Source organism: Stieleria sp. JC731 (genome assembly GCF_020966635.1).
Classification (GTDB): domain Bacteria; phylum Planctomycetota; class Planctomycetia; order Pirellulales; family Pirellulaceae; genus Stieleria.
In genome coordinates, this window is record NZ_JAJKFQ010000026.1 from 163,894 (window position 1) to 183,084 (window position 19,191).

General features: G+C 53.9%; 19 protein-coding genes. 13 read left to right on the plus strand and 6 right to left on the minus strand.

Annotation, left to right across the window (positions count from 1 at the left end):
* Positions 1–268: 268 nt before the first annotated feature.
* The 4 genes from LOC67_RS23260 to LOC67_RS23275 form a co-directional block, all read right to left on the minus strand.
* Complete coding sequence (locus LOC67_RS23260) at positions 269–1,669, minus strand: EF-hand domain-containing protein (RefSeq protein WP_230265235.1); 1,401 nt, start codon at positions 1,667–1,669, stop codon at positions 269–271.
* 68 nt (positions 1,670–1,737) lie between these two features.
* Positions 1,738–3,021 (minus strand): tyrosine--tRNA ligase, encoded by a 1,284-nt coding sequence (gene tyrS / locus LOC67_RS23265; protein WP_230265236.1) that lies wholly within the window; start codon positions 3,019–3,021, stop codon positions 1,738–1,740.
* Positions 3,014–3,730 (minus strand): 2-C-methyl-D-erythritol 4-phosphate cytidylyltransferase, encoded by a 717-nt coding sequence (gene ispD, locus LOC67_RS23270; RefSeq protein ID WP_230265237.1) that lies wholly within the window; start codon positions 3,728–3,730, stop codon positions 3,014–3,016. The genes tyrS and ispD overlap by 8 nt, the downstream gene beginning before the upstream one ends.
* A gap of 134 nt (positions 3,731–3,864) precedes the next feature.
* The gene (locus LOC67_RS23275; protein ID WP_230265238.1) at positions 3,865–5,061 is read right to left on the minus strand and encodes a Gfo/Idh/MocA family protein; all 1,197 of its coding nucleotides are present in this window, start codon (positions 5,059–5,061) and stop codon (positions 3,865–3,867) included.
* 188 nt (positions 5,062–5,249) lie between these two features.
* Here LOC67_RS23275 and LOC67_RS23280 point away from each other — a divergent pair, with 188 nt between their 5' ends.
* Positions 5,250–5,888 (plus strand): hypothetical protein, encoded by a 639-nt coding sequence (locus LOC67_RS23280; protein ID WP_230265239.1) that lies wholly within the window; start codon positions 5,250–5,252, stop codon positions 5,886–5,888.
* Positions 5,889–6,313: 425 nt separating this feature from the next.
* Positions 6,314–8,311, plus strand: a complete 1,998-nt coding sequence (locus tag LOC67_RS23285) for an ATP-dependent helicase (protein WP_230265240.1) — start codon at positions 6,314–6,316, stop codon at positions 8,309–8,311.
* 38 nt (positions 8,312–8,349) lie between these two features.
* Here LOC67_RS23285 and LOC67_RS23290 read toward each other — a convergent pair whose 3' ends face one another.
* A complete protein-coding gene (locus tag LOC67_RS23290; RefSeq protein ID WP_230265241.1) occupies positions 8,350–9,135 on the minus strand; it encodes a sugar phosphate isomerase/epimerase family protein in 786 nt (261 codons plus the stop codon).
* 246 nt (positions 9,136–9,381) lie between these two features.
* Between LOC67_RS23290 and ligA the strand changes: the two genes are divergently transcribed.
* Both ligA and LOC67_RS23300 read left to right on the plus strand, forming a co-directional pair.
* Positions 9,382–11,433: an NAD-dependent DNA ligase LigA gene (ligA, locus tag LOC67_RS23295; RefSeq protein ID WP_230265242.1), complete on the plus strand. Its 2,052-nt coding sequence runs from the start codon at positions 9,382–9,384 to the stop codon at positions 11,431–11,433.
* Positions 11,434–11,649: 216 nt separating this feature from the next.
* A complete protein-coding gene (locus tag LOC67_RS23300) occupies positions 11,650–11,811 on the plus strand; it encodes a hypothetical protein (protein ID WP_230265243.1) in 162 nt (53 codons plus the stop codon).
* Between the two features lie 383 nt (positions 11,812–12,194).
* Here the strand turns inward: LOC67_RS23300 and LOC67_RS23305 are convergent, their stop codons facing one another.
* The gene (locus LOC67_RS23305; protein ID WP_230265244.1) at positions 12,195–12,380 is read right to left on the minus strand and encodes a hypothetical protein; all 186 of its coding nucleotides are present in this window, start codon (positions 12,378–12,380) and stop codon (positions 12,195–12,197) included.
* Positions 12,381–12,688: 308 nt separating this feature from the next.
* On the opposite strand from LOC67_RS23305, the gene LOC67_RS23310 reads away from it, so the two are divergent.
* From LOC67_RS23310 to LOC67_RS23350, 9 genes are all read left to right on the plus strand, one after another.
* Entirely contained in the window at positions 12,689–13,375 is a 687-nt protein-coding gene (locus LOC67_RS23310; RefSeq protein WP_230265245.1) for a sigma-70 family RNA polymerase sigma factor, read from the plus strand.
* A gap of 55 nt (positions 13,376–13,430) precedes the next feature.
* Positions 13,431–13,688, plus strand: a complete 258-nt coding sequence (locus LOC67_RS23315) for a hypothetical protein (RefSeq protein ID WP_230265246.1) — start codon at positions 13,431–13,433, stop codon at positions 13,686–13,688.
* Positions 13,685–13,873 carry a hypothetical protein gene (locus tag LOC67_RS23320; RefSeq protein ID WP_230265247.1) on the plus strand — a complete coding sequence of 63 codons (189 nt, stop codon included), beginning with the start codon at positions 13,685–13,687 and terminating at the stop codon, positions 13,871–13,873. The genes LOC67_RS23315 and LOC67_RS23320 overlap by 4 nt, the downstream gene beginning before the upstream one ends.
* Positions 13,874–15,289, plus strand: a complete 1,416-nt coding sequence (locus tag LOC67_RS23325; protein ID WP_230265248.1) for a hypothetical protein — start codon at positions 13,874–13,876, stop codon at positions 15,287–15,289. It abuts the gene before it with no gap.
* Positions 15,290–16,094: 805 nt separating this feature from the next.
* On the plus strand, positions 16,095–16,760 hold the full coding sequence (locus tag LOC67_RS23330) for a hypothetical protein (RefSeq protein ID WP_230265249.1): 666 nt from the start codon (positions 16,095–16,097) through the stop codon (positions 16,758–16,760).
* Positions 16,761–16,816: 56 nt separating this feature from the next.
* Positions 16,817–17,284, plus strand: coding sequence for a RadC family protein (locus tag LOC67_RS23335; RefSeq protein WP_230265250.1), 468 nt, complete (start codon positions 16,817–16,819; stop codon positions 17,282–17,284).
* A gap of 40 nt (positions 17,285–17,324) precedes the next feature.
* Positions 17,325–17,570, plus strand: coding sequence for a hypothetical protein (locus LOC67_RS23340; RefSeq protein ID WP_230265251.1), 246 nt, complete (start codon positions 17,325–17,327; stop codon positions 17,568–17,570).
* Between the two features lie 32 nt (positions 17,571–17,602).
* Positions 17,603–18,004, plus strand: coding sequence for a hypothetical protein (locus LOC67_RS23345; protein ID WP_230265252.1), 402 nt, complete (start codon positions 17,603–17,605; stop codon positions 18,002–18,004).
* Positions 18,005–18,793: 789 nt separating this feature from the next.
* Positions 18,794–19,177 carry a hypothetical protein gene (locus tag LOC67_RS23350; RefSeq protein ID WP_230265253.1) on the plus strand — a complete coding sequence of 128 codons (384 nt, stop codon included), beginning with the start codon at positions 18,794–18,796 and terminating at the stop codon, positions 19,175–19,177.
* The last annotated feature ends 14 nt before the right edge of the window (positions 19,178–19,191 follow it).

The following is a 19,191-nucleotide window of genomic DNA, read 5'->3' on the forward strand; positions in this document are numbered from 1 at the left end:
GGTTGCTATCAGCCCCAAAGCGCCAGCGTGCGGTTGGGTGGGATCGTCGACCAACGCCCGTTGCGAACCGCGAGCTAGCGCTCTGCGGCTGATAAGATTTCGGCGATGGTGATACATGATCAGCCGCGACGCGCCAGCGTGCGGTTAGGCGGGCAGGATTGATCGGCGCCAAATCCATGCAACCGTCGCTAGCGCGATACCGGCTCAGTTTGGATCGTCGCTATCAGCCGCAACGCGCCAGCGTGCGGTTCAATGTCTTCCAAACGGCCTAGCGGCTTCGGCGTGACTGCATCCAGTATGCGTACTCTTTGACTGTCACGATCGCGTCTTTGTTTGCGTCCGCTTCGATAGGGCTCATCAACATCTTTTCGTATTCGCTTTTGACCAACTGCTTGTCGTTGTTCTTGTCATAGCGACCGATAATGCGCTCGGCATAAGCCATCATCTTCTCGTCGACTTCGCCAACCGGACCTGATGAAGCAGCGGCTGCTCGTGGAGATGAGTCCGTATCACCACGGCTGGACGCCATGGATCCACTGCTGGCCGACGAGGCGTTTTCTTCGACAGCTTGGTAGGCTTCCGAGATCGTGATAAATCCATCGCGGTTTAAATCCGAACGAAAGAATTCTTCAACCGTTTGGTCGTCCCACTTCTCGGCAAACTCAGCCATTTCGATCTGGCCATCGCGGTTTTCGTCTTTGTCGGCAAAGTAGCCCGGCAGGTCCTTTGGCAAATCCGCCTCGGTCAGCACTCGATAGGATTTTCGTCCGCCATAAACGTCAACGATTTCGGCTTCGCCACCACGGTCGCGACCGCGATCTCGATTGCGATTATCGCGTCCGGAATCTTCTGCCGTTTCACGACGACGCGCATAGCGAACGGCCAGTTCGCCTTCGGTCAGGCGTCCATCTTTGTTGCGATCGAAATCCAATGGGTTGCCTGACATGCGGCTCGAAATCTCGTTCTTGTCCAGCACGCCATTGCGGTTTCGGTCATAGCGTCGGATCGTATTCCGCGCGTCTTCACGGTCTTTTTCTGTCACGGCAACGGACATCATTTCCGCAGCAGCCCCAAAGCCGAGCAGGGTGGGTGCGGCCTCTTCGTCTTCTTCCATGCCGAAGCCGGGAACCAAAAGTTCAGGGGTTAGCCCTTCATCACCGTTGGAACGTGAGCCGCCACGAGAGGAATCGTCACCGCCACCTTCACGCATTTTTTGGAACGCTTCGGTGACCCGTTTGATCGAAATCGGCTGGCCCGGTTTGATGCTCGAATCAGTCGATTGCAGACGCTGGATCAGAAACTGCGCCGGGCCTTGCTGTTCGTCGGGATCAATGGTTCCGTTGCCGTTTCGGTCCAAGCGAGTCAGGAAACTGCTGGGATCAAATCCGCCCCGGCTTCCACCACGCCCGCCCCGATCGCCACCGCGGTCACCCCCACCACCGGGAGGTCCACCGGGGAATCCGCCACCGGGAGGACCGCCACGAAAGCCTCCGCCGGAAGGCCCACCGCTGGGAAATCCACCCCCAGGGAAGCCCCCTCCGGGAGGTCCGCCACGAAATCCGCCACGGCCTCCACCTTCATCATTTCCTCGCTGAGCGAAGGCGGATGTGGGGGTGAAAATTAGCGAAGCGGCGAAAATGCCGCGGACGAAAAGTTTTTGTGCGTTCATAGATGATGAAACCATCGCTGTGCGAAAAGGTTTCGATCGTCAAAACGCAAGACGCGAAGGACGACCGATCACGCAAATTTTAACAGAGCGTACTTCTTTTTACCGCGCCGCAGCACCATCACAGTCTCACTTGCGAGGTCAGATTCGGTCAATTTGAGGTTCATGTCGGTTACGCGCTTATTATTCAGGTACGCGCCCCCTTCCTTGATGCCTCGCCTTGCGTCACTGCTGCTGGATGCCAATCCGGCAAGTTGGAATGCTTCGACGATCCAAAGCCCCTCCCCCGAGAGCATGTCGCGGGAGAGCTGCTTGTTGGGAACATCCGCAAAAATTTGGCCCAATTGCTGGTCGTCCATGGCTTCGATTTCGCCACCGAATAGAACTTTGCTGGCCGATTGAGCCGAACGGAGGCCGGCGTCACCGTGAACAAATTCGACCAACCATTCGGCCAGACGCTTTTGAGCGGTACGGCGAGCCGGATCGGACTGCGTCACTTCGGCCAGTTCGTCGTACTCTTCACGCTCGATTTCGGTCAGGTACGCGATGCATCGCATAACGTCATTGTCATCGACATTGACCCAGTACTGATAGAACTCGTAAGGGCTGGTGCGTTCGGGATCGAGCCAAACGGTGCCTTTCTCCGTCTTGCCCATTTTCCGGCCATCGGTCGTCGTCAGCAGCGGCGCGGTGATTCCGTACACCTGCTTTGACAACATCCGTCGGGCCAAGTCGATCCCAGCGGTGACGTTGCCCCATTGATCGCTGCCACCGGCTTGGATTCGACAGTCGTGATGTTTGCACAAGTAAACGAAGTCATATGCCTGCAGCAGCATATAACTGAATTCCGTGTAGCTCAGTCCGGCATCGCTGCCCAAACGAGCACGCACAGATTCTTTGCCCATCATCGCTCCGACGGGAAAGTTTTTGCCGATGTCACGAAGGAATTCCAGGTAGCTGTAGTCCTTCATCCAGTCGAAATTGTTAAGCAGCATCGCGGCTTGGTCGCCTTCGAATCGCAGATGTTGCCGCATTTGAGATTCGATGCCAGCGACGTTCGCAGCCAGTTGATCGGCGGACAGCAGGTTGCGTTCTTCGCTTTTGCCACTGGGGTCACCGATCATCCCTGTCGCGCCACCGACCAAGGCGATCGGACGGTGACCGGCATTTTGAAACCGGCGAAGCATCATCAATTGCATCAACGAGCCGACGTGCAACGATGATGCGGTGGGGTCAAATCCGATGTAGACGGTTTGCGGGCCCGATTGCAGCAATTTCGCCAAGCCATCTTCGTCGGTGGTCTGATGAATCAATCCACGCCAACGTAGTTCTGAAATCAGGTCTTTTTCACTCATCGCGTTTTGCTTTTCGACTTTGCACTATGGCTTCGGCAACCGTCAGGTCGCCTGGGTGTGTGATTTTTAGGTTTTCGGCGGAGCATTCGACTAAGGCAACGTTCACGCCAGTGCGTGAGACCAACTCGGCATCGTCGGTGGCCGGCCGTCCACGGTGACGCTTATAAGCTTGACGTAAAACGTCCGGTTTAAAAACCTGGGGTGTCTGTGCCATCCACAAGATGCTTCGATCAATCGTCGAACATGAACTGCCTTGGTCAAGTGATTGTTTGACCGTTGCCGTCATCGGCGAAGCCAGGATTGCCGCACCACACTGCAGGGCCTTTTCGAAAACTCGTTGCAATTCATCCGTGTGAACCAGTGGTCTGGCCGCATCGTGGATCGCTACCAAATCGATGTCGTTGTCTGTCGCTAGATGATCTAGACCCGATCCGACGCTATCGGTTCGCTCCGCGCCACCTCGAACAATCTCGATCTGTAGTTGCTCGATAACACGGGACTTCTCGTTTTCAAAGTAGTCACGGTCATCGTCTGAAATCGGCATCACCAGACGTACGACAGCTGGATGTCGCCGAAGCATTTCAGCTGTTTGTTGCCAGATGGGTTTGCCGTCCAATTGAGCGAATAACTTATTTCGCTCCGAACCAAATCGGCGCCCGCTTCCTGCAGCGGGCATGATTACGGCAACGCGACTCGGTGAGGCGGACATCAGTTTTCTAATTCTCGCTTGAACCGGTCACTTCAATTGGCAAACGCATATCGCTGCGTTTGCGTTCGATTTTCAGGCGGGTAACGCAAGGGCCGATCTGTTAGGCCCAAGACTTTGTGCTACCTACCCGTCGACTATCGACGAGCGGCTTCGTGCTTCAGAGGCAACCAAGCCGCATTTTCGCTGCTGCTGGCGACACACTGCTGAATGAAGTACATGCCTTCGACACCGTCGTAGCAGTTGGTGTAGACCGTGTCTTTCTGCTCGACTTTATCACCAGCGGCACGCTTTGCCATCGCGTCAAACGCCGCAGCGTAGACGTTGGCAAACGCTTCAAAGAATGCTTCGGGGTGTCCCGATGGCAAACGGCAAGCCGCAGCCCCCATCGAATTCATGAAAGGTGCGTTGGGGTCACGGGTGAGGATTTGATGAGCCTTCCCGTTTTGGCGGAAGATCATCTCGTTCGGGTTTTCTTGCCGCCACTTCAAAGAACCTTTGGTGCCGTCGATTTCGATTTCGAGATCGTTTTCGCGGCCATGGCTGATCTGTGATGCGGTGACGGTCCCCAAAGCTCCGTTTTCATAACGAATCACTGCGGTGCCATAGTCGTCAAGTTTTCGGCCTTCGACAAACGCCTTCAAGCTGCAGCTAACCTGATCGGGCAACAGTCCGGTCATGTAGCGACCGAGGTTGTAAGCGTGCGTCGCGATGTCACCGAAGGCTCCCGCAGCGCCACTCTTGCTTGGGTCAGTTCGCCATGCCGCTTGCTTTTGATCTTCGGCTTCAAGCGATGTACGCAACCAACCTTGGATGTACTGGGCACGAACGGCGTTGATCTCGCCCAGTTCACCGCTGGCGATCATTTCGCGAGCTTGGCGAATCAGGGGATAACCGGTGTAGTTGTGCGAGAGCGCAAAAACGACATCGCTGTTTTGAAGCGTTTGCAGCAACTGTTCCGCTTGGGCCAAATCGAACGTCATCGGCTTGTCGCAAACGACGTTAAAGCCGGCTTTGATTGCCGCGTCGGCAACTTCGAAGTGAACGTGGTTTGGCGTGGCGATGCTGACGAAGTCGATCCGTTCGCCCTCGGGAAGCTTCAGTTCTGCGTCCAGCATTTCTTGATAGCTGGTGTAAGCTCGGTCTTCGGCGATTCCGTAATCGGGCGCGGATGCCTTCGCACGTTCGGGATTGCTGCTCAGTGCACCGGCAACCAATTCAGCGCGATTGTCTAAGCAAGCGGCAATGGAGTGAACGCGGCCAATAAAGGAGCCTTGTCCTCCGCCAACCAGTGCCATTCGGAGCTTGCGGTTTAGGGGTTCATTCAGAGCCATGGCGGTTTTGTTGACCTCGGTGATGCGAAGGGAGACAATAAACGCTTCAAGGGGAAAAAATCTCAGCAGGTTGCAATCGTAAAGATCCTCCGCCTGCGCTACAATTCCCCGTCAACCGCTTGTCCGGCCCCTCAACTGCTTGTCAGGCTCGTCTTCGACATTCAAACCGTTCGTCTGGAGCTTCGTTCATGACCTTGATCCCAACCGAAACCAATGCCGAAACGTCGTCGGCTGAATCGCGCATCGAAAATCTATCGTCGCGTCGAAAGGGTCGGAAACTTACCGTCTTTTTTGCGGTAACAACACTTGCGGCGACATTTGTTGCCGCTTACTTCGCCGGTCAAACACAAGCCCTGCGTGAAACCAGCTCGGGCACCGAAGTCGGCCAATGGAAACTTCCAGCACTCAACGCAACGGCCGCCATTTCCAGCGAAAAATTTTCGATGGCAACCGGTTTGATTAGCAACGAAGCCGAGGGGCTTTTCGTTCTCGACCACAATTCTGGTCTGTTGCAATGTTCGGTGATGTATCCACGGCTTGGCAAATTCATGGGCCTTTTCACCGTGAACGTCCAAGACGTCTTGGGAACCGGCAAGGGCACTGGCTACATGATGGTGACCGGGCTGGTCGACGCCCCCAGCAGCAACAACAACCCAGTTGCAAACTCCGTGATCTACGTTCTGAATACATCAAACGGTACCTACGCTTGCTACTACATTCCCTTCAACCGAACGTTCTTAAATTCGGGCAAGCCACAGCAGGGTTCATTGGTTCTGCTATCCACCGGTTCGGCTGACCCAGTGATCGACCGGGACGCTCAGCGCTAAATCGACCTCAGCGTTCGATCAGGACGCACACGCACGGCTGGGCGGCGAATCGTGTTGCTGATTGGTTCGAAGTACCGTTTACCAGTTCAGTCGGGTTCGTAATAAAACAAAGAAACGCTGGTGGGGCATTCCTCATCCAGCGTTTTTTTTATTTTGGCGCTATGCAACGAGGCGGTATTGACTCCCTCGAATTGCGACGCGCGGCAAAATCCTCGTTGACCTAAATTGTCACCTAGCTGGGACTGCATTTTACGGATCTGCCGAACTGCGGAGCCTGGACAGGTCATCTGCTGATCGTCGCTTGCCGATTTCCGCGGAATCATTAGCATTTCAGCTGAACGTACCGAACGCCAACGGTGCTCAATTTTGGCGACCATTCGTATCGCCGCTGGCCACCTCATCATCTCGCACGCTCAGGATCCCCGTTGTCTCACGGATTGAATCCCGCCCAATCAGACGCGGTCAACACATTGTCGGGGCCATTGTTGGTGCTTGCCGGAGCCGGAACGGGCAAAACGCGTGTGGTCACGTTTCGCATTGCCAATTTGATCAAACATGGGACGTCTCCTGATCGGATTCTGGCAGTCACGTTCACCAATAAAGCCGCCGGTGAAATGAAAGAGCGGATCGGTGAGCTGTTGGGGTATTCGAAAAAACGCAAAAAACGTGGCGAGAAACGCCCTGAGCCAACCATCAGCACCTTTCACGCACACTGCGTCAAAGTTCTTCGGCGTCACGCGACAGCGCTGGGCTATCCCGACAAATTTTCGATCTATGACCGAAGCGATCAGGAGTCGCTTGCTCGAGCGGTGCTTCGCGAATTGCGTCTGCCCAACACAGCGCTCAAGCCCGGTGACTTGCTGAACATTATCAGCAACTGGAAAAACGCTTCGATCCTTCCCGATCGAGCTCCCTTGGAAGCTTCAAATGACCGCGAGCATTTGGCCGCCGCGGGCTATCGACGTTACCAGGAGGGTTTGAAAAGCCGCGGCGCGATGGACTTTGACGACCTATTGCTGCAGACCGAGATGCTTTTCGATCAGCACATCAGCATTCGCGACGAAGAAGCCAAGCGGTTTGATCACGTCCTTGTCGATGAATACCAAGATACCAACGGTAGTCAGTATCGCATCACAAGGCACCTTGCCGGTGCGCACCGAAATCTCTGTGTGGTCGGTGACGACGATCAATCGATTTATGCCTGGCGTGGTGCCGACGTTACTCACATTCTGAACTTTAAGAACGATTGGCCGGATGCCAAAGTCGTTTGTCTGGAGGCGAACTATCGCAGTTGTGGTTCGATCCTCGAAATGGCGAACCGGCTGATCAAGTTCAATAAGTATCGGCACGACAAGGTCCTGCGTCCGTCACGTCCCGATGGCATCCGTCCGCGTATCGCACAGCACAAAGACGAAATCAAAGAGGCCCAATCGGTTGTTAGTGAGATCAAACACCTGATCGAAAACCAACATATCCAACCACGCGACATCGCGATCTTGTTCCGTACCAACGAACAGCCACGACTCTTTGAAACCGAGCTTCGTAAAGCGAATGTCCCCTACGTGATGTTGGGTAGCCAATCGTTTTTTGATCGGCGCGAAGTGCGTGACATGGTCGCTTACCTCAAGTGGATCGACCAACCCGACGATGAAGTCTCGTTGCTTCGTGTTATCAATACACCGGCACGCGGCATCAGTGCCAAAGCGGTGAAGACGTTGATGGAACATGCCGTCGCCGCGGGCGTTCCCATTTGGCAGATCATGCAGAAGCCAGATTTGGTTGCCGATCTATCCCCAGCAGCACAGCGTGGTGTCGAGCAGCTCAAGTCGATTCACGCCGACGTCAACACAAGAGCTAAAAGTGATTCGCTGGCGGCGGCGATGGAGACCCTGCTGACTCAAACCGCTTACAGCGACGAAATCAACCGTTTGTACGACGAACCCGAAGATCGTCAAAACCGCATGGCGTCGTTGGGAGAGGTTACCAACGCGATCTCGGCTTTCGAAGATGGTCGCGATGACGCTGACTTGACCGGGTTCCTTGCCGACATCGCTTTGTCGGGGCGTGAGATGGGAAACGAGAAAGACAAGCTAGCGATGCAAAACGCGGTGTGGCTATTGACGCTACACGCCGCCAAGGGACTGGAGTTCCCTGTCGTCTACATGGTTGGGCTCGAAGAAGGCCTGCTGCCACATTCACGTAGCGTTAAATCGGGACGTGACGAAGACATCGCCGAAGAGCGTCGTCTTTGCTACGTGGGAATCACCCGCGCCCAGGAAAAACTGACCATGTCACTCGCGTTGACCCGCCGAAAATGGGGCAAGGCACGGCCGACAATCCCAAGTCAGTTTTTATACGAAGTGACCGGACAGGCCGAAAATGCCAAGAAGTACCAACGCAAACGCGGGACTCCGGCCCGATAGTGAGTCCAACCTGCGGGCGATGGCTTGCAGTTGACGGTTTAAAACCTTGCCAGATTTCGCAGGTAGGAAACGCCGTGGGCGATCTCGTCGATTGTCGAGTCTTCTCGGCCGACGATCATCGGTCCGCTAAAGTCTGCGTCGTCGAGTGTTGCCAATAGATGCGGGTAGTCGACGGTGCCTTCGCCAATCGGAACACGAATTCCACGCCCGGCAGCGAGGTCCAGGACGCCATCGGTGGCACAAACGACTTGGACGCGGGATTTCAGCTTCGCTAATGATTCGATCGCATCATGGCGATTGACGACCAGCTGACCGGGGTTGAAAGCAACCGCGACGAAACCTTCGTCGTCTCTATCCAAAAGTTGCGCCAGAGTCTCGCCTGATTCGGCCCCCGTTTCAGCGGCTAAAAATGCCCCGACACGTGCACCGTAACGGCCGAGGTCTTGCATCACCGATTCCAAGGTTTCATATCGAGGATCGGTAATTTCTTCAGGTACGTAACCGATGTGATTGATGACGGCCGATGCGCCCAATTTGTAGGCAAGCTGCATCGCTGACTTCGTCGCATCAATTCGCCGTTGCAAGTCTTGCGGATTGTCATACCCACGACGCGTTTGAAAACGGAGGCTGGCGACACGCAGGTTGCGTTCATCAAGTAGCTTCTTCAGGTGTCTTAAACCGGTTTCGGTCAAGCTATCCGGATGAACTTCGCCACGACCGTTTAACTCAACCGAGCCAACGCCCATTCTGGCTGCCACATCAAGTGACTTTTTCAATGGCAGTTTCAAGGCGTCCAAGCGGATCGCGATTTTCGGTTCGGTCATGAGACTTTACAACGATGAGGCAGTTTCGAGCATGGAAATTAGCGTTCGATTGTGAACCAAGCAAGCACGAGATGAACAGGGCGAGGCGAACAGACGGATGTTTGGTCGGCAAAGCAATCGTTTTAAGGGGAAGGCTTTAGCCTACGTCCCAGATCTTTCCTAATCGCCTATGATAGTGACTTGATTCGACGTCTCGATTCGACGTCCAGTCAGACAGTCCGACTTTTTGCTCTGAGTGTGATATTGATGGCTGATCCTGCGAAACGAGTGGATGAACTTCGCGACGAAATCCGCAAGCATGACAACGCGTATTATGTGCTCGCCCAACCGACCATCACCGACCTGGCATACGACCAGCTGCTGGACGAACTTCGTCAGCTTGAACAGCAGCACCCGCAGCTACTAACCGCGGACTCACCAACGCAGCGAATTGGCGACGAACCCGTTCCACATTTGGAACAGGTCGAACACTCCGTTCCCATGTTATCGATCGATAACACGTACTCCATCGAAGAGCTACAAGCGTATTTTGAGCGGACCGAAAAGCTGCTCGAAGGGCAGGCAATCGGTTGGGTGATGGAGTACAAAATTGATGGGGTCGCCGCTTCGATTCGCTACGAAGACGGGCAGTTGACTCGGGGCCTGACGCGTGGAAACGGAGCCGTCGGTGACGATATCACGCACAACATACGCACGATCCGTGATCTTCCGCTGCGAACGTCGGGCGATACCGCACCCGCCGTGCTCGAAGTCCGTGGCGAAGTCTACATGACAAACGAGGATCTGTCGGAGCTCAACAATCGCCAAGTCGCCTCTGGTGGTGAGCCTTACAAGAACACTCGCAACGTCACCGCGGGGACAATTCGGTTGCTCGACCCGGCGATCGCGGCCCAGCGCAACCTGCGTTTCTTTTGTCATGGCGTCGGCCAAGTCGAAGGACTGCGAGCGACAAACCACATGGAGTTTCTTCGCGAGGTCGCCTCCTACGGAATTCCGATGACTCCGGATGTGAAAGAGTTCAAGCACTGGAAAGACGCATTGTCAGCAGTGCAAAAACTGGAAGAGGCGATGCCAGATTTGGCATTCGAGATCGATGGGATCGTCTTCAAGGTCAACGATTTCGCGCAGCGTGACGAACTGGGGATGCGCAGCAAAAGTCCTCGTTGGTTGATTGCCTATAAATTCGAACGCTATGAAGCCACAACGGTCCTGGAAAAGATCACCGTTCAAGTCGGTAAAACGGGCGCGATCACTCCGGTTGCTCACTTAAAGCCGGTCAACATTGCCGACACAACCGTCTCGCGTGCTTCGCTGCACAATGCTGACGAGATCGAACGTTTGGACGTACGTGTGGGCGACGTCGTCGTGGTTGAAAAGGCTGGCAAGATTATTCCCAAAGTCGTCCGCGTTGAAAAACACGAGCGTTCCAAAACGCTGCGCAAGTTCAAATTTCCTGACCAGTGTCCCGAATGTTCGACCGAGCTAGTTCGTGACGAAGGCGGGGTCTACATCCGCTGTCCCAACCCACAGTGCCCGGCCCAACTGAAACAACGATTGATTTATTTCGGAAGTCGTACCGGCATGGATATTGATGGGTTGGGTGAGGAAGTCGTTGATTTGTTGTTGTCGCATGAACTCGTTTCCAGCTACGCCGATCTTTATCGATTACAAGTCGAACAACTCAGCGAGCTCGAATGGAAGAAGCAGCGCAAAGGAAAAGATGGCAAGCTTGTCGAAGTTAAGTTTGGAAAACGCAATGCGGAGAACCTCGTCAAAGGCATCGAGAAAAGTCGCCAGCGCGGTCTTGCACGCGTCTTATCGTCTATCTCGATTCGCCACGTTGGCCCGCGCGTTGCGAAGCTGATCACTGCGAAATATCCGACCATCGAATCGCTGCAGGCAGCCAGTACGGAAGACCTTGCAGCGATTCACGAGATCGGCGAACGGATCGCTGAGAGCTTGCATGAGTTTTTGCACGATGACTATGGCCAGCAAATCATTCAGCAGTTCGCCGATGTCGAAGTCAAACTATTTGATGATGTCGAGGTATCTGAATCTGGCAACCGTCCGCTCGATGGCAAGACGCTTGTCGTAACAGGCACTTTGAATCACTACAAACGTGATGAAATCAAAAAGCTGATCGAGCAACTCGGCGGTCGGGCATCGGGAAGCGTCAGTAAGAACACGGATTATCTGGTCGCTGGGGAGAAGGCGGGCAGCAAGCTCGATAAAGCGAACCAGCTGGGAGTCAAGGTGCTCTCTGAAGATGAATTTCGACAGCTAGCCGAAGGTGAGTAACGTATCACCGTCGATCGACGGTGATGTTGCTTTAAATCAACATCGCGTCCCACCTGGTACGACCCATCCAATCGCCTTGGAGCGTTTTGTAAGCAGGGCTGTACTTGGAATTGATGAAAATAGAGTGACAGAAATGGGAGGCCGATCGAGCCTGGAAATGTTGACGTACGATTTTGCGATTTTCGAGTCAAAGTTGGCGAACATTGCGAGGGTAAGATGATCGAAAAATTCATTCAGGAAAATCAGATTTTTGTCGGTCTGGCGCTCATTCTGGGTGTCGGGCTGCTCGCGTCTATTTTCTCGCTCGGCGGTTTTGACGGCCATTCATCGAGTGACTGGAGTGGTGACTGTGACGGCGATTTCGGCGACTTTGACTAGGTTCAGCATGAAATCTGAAGCGGATCAATTGGAACGTGATGCAGGGAGCTTCAAAGTGAGAAAAGCTTGACCGGAGCAGCGGGAGCGAGGTCGAGATAGCCGAATTGGCGACCAAAGATGAAAATGTTTCGAAACGGCGTGAACTTGCTGAGGGTAAACGTACGAAACAGTCAGGTACGTCGATGAAGCGAGTGTTAAAAAACCGAGCATCGAAAGCCGATCCGGGCCTTGTTGGGCAGCCGGATGTTTTGTAAATAATGTGCCTCGCAGGAAGCACTGCAAAAAACAAAAAGGCGGCATAGCTCAGCTGGTTAGAGCAGCGGAATCATAATCGTATGAAACCGCTGCTTTTTGCATTTAATACCACGTTTTTACGTGAGTTTCTAGTCCTCGACCGGATTGCAGCGGACCCTAACGACCGTCACTGACGGTAGCTCACCGTCATGCATCTGATCACCGGCGCATCGGTCACCGTCATATCGAATCTTCACTCGGTGTGGGACAACTTCTACGTCAACGCCCACGCTCTTGTATGCGATCGCTTCACTGATCGCCTTGTCTTTTTTCATCAGCCACGGACCATCATTTCCCGTCCTGATGAATCTGATTTTGTACTGCATCTTCACTGACACATTCAGCTTGTGGATTGGAAAAGCGAGTGAAGTTATTTGCATGAACGCAAAGGTCAAAAGCAAACCTGACGGCAGTAGGTGCGAATAACCGTTTCTTAACACAGAACTGTCTACAGACCCCTCAACCGACGTTGCTTCGTTTTCTCAGAAGTGCAGTTGACTAAAAACATCGCGTAGCTACATTTCAGAAACAGTCCTGTTTAGGGCGTAGATCGGTTTTAAGTAAATCTCCCACGGAACGGCAAATGCTTAGCGACTTTATCAAGTCAGTCCAACTATCCGATGATGAACAACTTCGCTTGATCAAGAATGTGCAGGAGGACAACTGTGAGGAATCACTGATGATGTTGATTCGCCAGTACCTTGATGCGATCGAGTCGATCTGCAATTCAGGCTCGACGAAGTGCAAGCAGACTGCAGAGGAACGCGAGTCACTTGCAGTTGAGGCAGTCATCAATTCCGTCCGCAAGTTCGATGAGAATCGCGGAACCAAACCGAGCACCTACATCTTTCAATCGATGCTGAACTCAGTGTTCGACCGCGATGAAGCAGGTCCGATTCGGATTAGCAAACGGCGGAACCAGGACGGCAAGTTTGCAAAGCGGATTCCAACGCAAGCGATCCATCCCGAAGACAAGGTGTTCAGCGAAAGCCTCGGTCCAGAAGAAGAGGCAGTAGAGGCAGAAGAGAAGGAGATCAACGAGCAGGTTCTGGATCGAATCCTGAACATCCTGTCCGAAGACGATCGGAAGCTTTACGCAGACTACAAGCGACACGGATTCGTCCAGGTGAACCTTGCGAATGAGTATGGGATCTCACGCGGAACAGCCCACAGTCGCATCAAGCGGTTAACGGAACGCATGACCAATGTCGGGCACCGAGCACGCATCGAAGTCATGGCGGAACGCCGCGAAGCTTTGTCGGCCTGCTAGTCCTGAACTTGACTGTTTCCCGTTTCACTCATACCCTTCCACGGAATCACCGATAATGACACTTTCACCCGAGATCCTTAAACGCATCCAGCATCAAGTTCGCGGAGGGTTGCGAACTATGGGAGAAGGTCGGGACATCAACATCGAGTTGACACAGACTCTCGAAAACTTCGGCAGTTTCGAATACAAGACCGTGAAGTTCCTGGTTGGACCGGCTTGCTGCGAAGTTGAAGCGGAGAAGTTTCGGCGGTGGTCGACCGACTTCGCTGCAGATTCAATCACTAACGCCTTAATTGGGAAGCTTCAAACATGAACGCCAAAGAACTCGCGCTACGATGCGCAGCCTGCTTGCAGATGGTCGCGGACAACGAAGGCAAGGTCGATGAATCGATCCGCGACGAATTGATGGAGAGCGTCAACTACACGCTCAGATTGTGCCTCGATGTCATGAACACCGAGGATACCAAACCACCAAACCTTGAACCGGGGAACAACTAAATGTCGATGGTAATCGCTATTGATAAGCTGACTGAGAAACAGCTGCTCAAGGACAAGATTCATAGGCTTGAACACAAGGCAGAATATTTGCAGTTGAAGCTCAACGGCGTGAAGGATCATAACGAAGCCTTGATGCGTAAAACGTCTGAGTTGGAGTGCTACAACAAGACGCTGGAAGCGAGCAACAAAGTGCTTCGAGAAGACTGTGCAGCACTGAACGAGAAGTCTGAGAGGCAGTCGCGCCGATTGGCTAACATGGCTTCGCAAATGGCTCAGTTGGATAAGGACAAGGAGTCGCTGCAGAACGAGATGAAGCGGTTGCAGGGTGATCGCGAATACCTGCGGAAGAAACATGACACGGTCGTGGAATGCCTTGTGCATGCCCGCGAAGAGTGTGAGCAGCTAAAGAATCGCTGCAAGTCGCTTGAATCTGAACTCGGGACGACCAAGCTGATGGCAGACACCGATCGGTTCAACAACGCTCACATGGAATCCGAGGTGACCATCCGTCAGATGCAGGGGGTTGTGGACTCGCAGAAGCTTGCCGACAACGAACGGCAGATCAGCATGATGACGTCCGAGATCAGGTATCTGAACGCCCACGCCAACGCACAGGCGAAGGTGATCTCGAACTTGCAGGAACGTGTACGCACTGCTCGTGATCCTGAAGATGTGGAGCGCATCGCATCACTGCAGATGGTCAACAAGGGGCTGCGGTCTGAGGTTGTTCGACTTCGGAAGGCATCACATGAAGCCTTCGTTGCAATCAACAAGGAGCGTGCGAAGCATGAAGCAGACAAACGCTCAATCATCCGCGAAGCTCGGAATTGGAAGGCGAAGTCCGAGAAATTAGAGAAGCAGCTGGAAGACGCGGACCTAGCCATCGAGGACCTGACGGTGGACATCCAGAACGAACGCGCGAAGTTCAACCGCATGGATGAGCGGCTAGCACACTCGGAGCTAGAAAACCGGAGCCTGCAAGCGGTTATCAAGGACGAGCGTGAGAAGTTCAACCGCATGGCGAAGCAGCTGGCACCGCAGCAGCAGCCTGTCCAGGCTCAATCGGGACAGTCACCGATCGATGCAGGCATTCGGATGTTTGAGTCGCATCACAGGAACTATCTGCAGGATGTCGAGAGCCGCCTATCGGAAGTGAATGTGGGGTCCTGGTGCCACACAATGACAATCGATGCTGCCCTCCGGATGTTTGAGTCGCAGCACAGGAACTATCTGCAGGATGTCGAGAGCCGCCTGTCGGAAGTGAATGTGGGGTCCTGGTGCCACACAATGACACTGGAACGGGATGTGAGCATGTATTGGTTTGCCGTCTACATGCATTCCAAGGGCTACGGCGTGACGAGGTGCGAGGGCAGGGATGGACGCCGTCTCAAAATCTCACTGCTAAACCTTCGCTAGTCCTGAACAGACCCAAACAGACAATCGCCGCGCCGGGAATAGATTTCCGGCGTTTTTTTATGGAATCGCATCAAAATAACTTTTTGGGTGAGTTCCTGATGGGGGATGGGCAAAAAACCTCGAAAAACCGCCGATTGTGGTGGTGAGCCTCCCCAAAATTTTCTACGTGTCAGTTTTTCTCGTTCGGTCAGCTGCTCGCGAACCTACCCCCACCCCCGTTGGGAGGACCCGTCGCATTTTGAGACCGGGCAGTCGCATTCTGAGACGGCGTCGCATTTTGCGATTGCCCTGAATGTGAAGAAACCTTCATGCCAAACGCGATGAAACTGGAAAGATTTTGCCGCGACGCCCAATGTGAAGAACGTGTGAAGACTCGACGGCGCGGGCGGTAGCGTGTCGCCGGCTGCAGCAATTGCCGGTTTCGCGTGCGATTCGACGCCATTGTCGCCTACCGCAATAGGCGTGCCAAACCTGGCGTTCGAGGGTGCTAACAATTTGGGCTTAGTATTTGGGCGTGCTGCGCGAGTCCTGAGCAGGACAGAAAAGGGGAGTAACAGGACTAGAAAAGCGTAGGGCTAGCGTCGATAGTGACTGCGGATCGGTTGCTTCGACCGACCGCCCAACACCCCGCAAACGTCACAAGCAATGTCAATCGGACTAAACGACAGCGAAGCGAAGCTTGCAGCTATCGCCCTAGTTCTCGCCCTATTGAATCTCCTTGCGTGGTCGTTTGCATAACGAGGACTGAATCATGGAAACCGCAACACAAAACGAATGCTCCCATTTTGAAAACGCAAACACCCGAATGACTGCAGCTGCAGCGCGGGACTGGGTAGCCGATATGGGGTTCGAATGCCGTTTAGTCAATTCGCTTCAATATCGCTATCGAATCGAAGTGAAGCAAAACGGCGAATGGCTACCAATCGCAATGGCTAGCCAGACCGCGGGCATCGTCGCCAGTGAGCTATCGCGTTGCTTTGATCGGTTCTACGCATGCCGCGAAGCGCTACCGGGTTGCGATCCAGCGCATACAAACGAGCTACGGTTGGCACTCAGTTTCTTTAACGTGGCTTGTATCCACCGCTGGCGCTCACGGGTCGAATGGATTCTTGCCCGCTATCCCGAATTGATCACTCACGCCGAGTGCGTTTTGTTTGGCGAACGAACCCGATGCGCCGTAGGTGACCGGGAAGCTAACCCAGCATTTACTGGAGCGCTGCAGGCTGCAATTGACAACGCTCGACCCGTCCGCGCGGCGCAGATTGTCACGCAACTGCTGCAAGACGGCGAAGAAGTGTTGATCGGTTATTGTCCCGATATCCGCCACCCCCACAAAACGCGCAGTGTGAAAGCCACTGCAGCGGGTAGCGAGTTTGTTTTACCCGGTGACGGTACTGCGGTTGCCTCCTATCAGATTTACAAGATCCAAACCTTCGGTTGCATTCAAAACTTGCTGCACCAATACGTTTAACTTTTACCCTCCCTAGTCCTGATCAAGACAGAACACCCAAAACGAGACTCAATACAATGGCAAACCGATATTCTCACGCATACCGTGTCGCGCTAGTCCGCGAAGGCAAGATATCCAATCGAACGGCGATCACATCAACACAAACCGCGAGACAATTTGTCGGTGAATACTTCGCGGAACGGGATGATGCGCGCGAGGTGTTCGTTGTATTTATGCTCGACACAAAGCACAAAGTAATTGGCGCTACAGTCGTGACAACCGGAACGCTCGATGCATCGCTAGTTCATCCTCGCGAAGTATTCCAGCCCGCAATTCTCGCTAATAGCTCGGCTATCCTGATAGCCCACAATCACCCGTCAGGCGACCCCAAGCCTAGCAGGGAAGATCTGCAGGTAACCGACCGGATAACCGATGCCGGTAACCTCCTTGGGATCACCGTACTCGATCACATCGTTGTCGGTGACGTATTCCGCGAGGACTGGTCAATCTATTCAGACGTTGTATCCATTCGCGAGGACCGCTAGTCCTGATCAAGACAGAACACCCAAAACGAGACTCAATACAATGGCAAAAAAACAAGCAACATTCAGCACCGATCACATGATTCAGATTCACGAAAACGGCAAACACCTAGGGTATCTTGGGGGCGGCTATCCCCAGCGCCAGCTGATTCACGTTGACCACTTCCCAACGCGCACCGATGCCGAGTGGTTCAAATTCAGTGAGCTAGTTCTGCAGCTGCGCAAGCTGAACCCCGGTCTGCGGTTCACTCCCAAGCCAGCGCGAAAGAATCAACGTCTTTACAAATAACGGCACCACACAAAAACACGGGATAGCAAACGATGGAATTGAACGTAACGGCGCTAGTTGAACGCGCGACAGATCTGATTTATTACTCGGCAAGTGTTGCCGAGTTGGGGAGCGATGCCGGGTCGGTCACTTGGCAAAATGCCGTCGACCGGTCGGAAGAATCGCCATTGATCACAGCCGATGACCAGCTGCAGACCGCGCGGGACTACTTCGCCGAGTTTGGAGCATGGGAGCAAACTGAGATTGACGCATGGAATGCGCACGAAGTGAACGCGCTTCTATTGCAATTTATCAGCGGCGATATCCGTGAGGCTGATTCGCTCGGGTTGCTGTCCGATCCTGCAGCGTATGAGCGAGAAGCGGAGCGGGGGACAATCTCAGGACGGTTGTATTTTGGCGATTGCGGGCAATGGTTTTTCTATGTTGGCAACTGAAGGAGCGAAGACAATGCAAACTCAACATTCAACAGCGCCGGTAATCGGCAGCTATAGCAAGTCGATCGAGGGTGGCATCTCGATTAACTTCGGCACATCTGGCGGCGCGAACTGTGACGACGGTTGCACCCATAAGGGTTCAACTTGCTATGCCGAGCGATTAGAGATCCGACCAGACCGGCAGCAGCTGCGAACGAAGCTAGAACGTCACGAAGCTATGCCGCCGGCGCTCGTTTGCGGGGTAGCAATTTTGGAGATCCAGCGGCTAGTGTTGCTCGGCGCGCCGCCCCCTTGGATTCGCTTCTCAACAGCTGGTAGCCTTCCGCAGCCCGATAGCGTGCGCGGCGATTCGCTGTTCGCTTCACAGTTTCGGGCGCTGCTGCAGCTGTGCGAAAAACACTCAATCCCGGTCCACATTCCGGTCGAGACGTACAGCAAAGCGCGGTTCTATCGCGCTCTAGCTGGATCGCTCGTTGTCATTCGCGAATCGGCGCAGACTCGGGAGCGTTTCTTCACTGCAGCGGGTGCAGTCTCGTTTGCCGATCCGACAGACAAGCGCCGCACAATGACCGAGCGAATCGATCACGCGCGGAACCTAGCGGTTGAGCGGACACGGCGCAGCGGTCGGAAGGCTATCGTCTGCCCTGCAGTGACTGCTAACTTCCGATCGAGACTGGGACAGCGGAAAAACCCACTCGCGAAGTGCGGAAACTGTACCGCCTGTGCTGAAGGTCACATCGACGTTGTCTACCCGTTACACTAATCACCACCAACAAAAGGGAGCACCAATTGATAATCAGGCGAAACCAGCAGCTAACGAAAGATCAGGCAATCGATCCAGATCTAGTCGACTGCGCGGGATGGATTGAACACGGAAAACCGAGCGAAGCGCCCGACGGTTACAACTGTTTTGACTACATCAAAGGCAACCGGTATCTCGGTCGGGACGAATACGGGATTGAGCCTATCTTCGATGTTATCGAAACCAGCGAACTCGCTGCGGCGTTAGGCTATTTGTCGCTCTATCGCAATGGCTCGGGTGAATGGTGCGGCGTAGGCGCAGCCGATCCAAGCGATCGATCCCGAGACGGCGATGAGGAAGGTTTTTTAGTCGCAATTGATAGCGACGAATTGCTAAAAATCGCTCGGGAATTGGACACTAAACAGGAATAACAAAGGAATAAAAC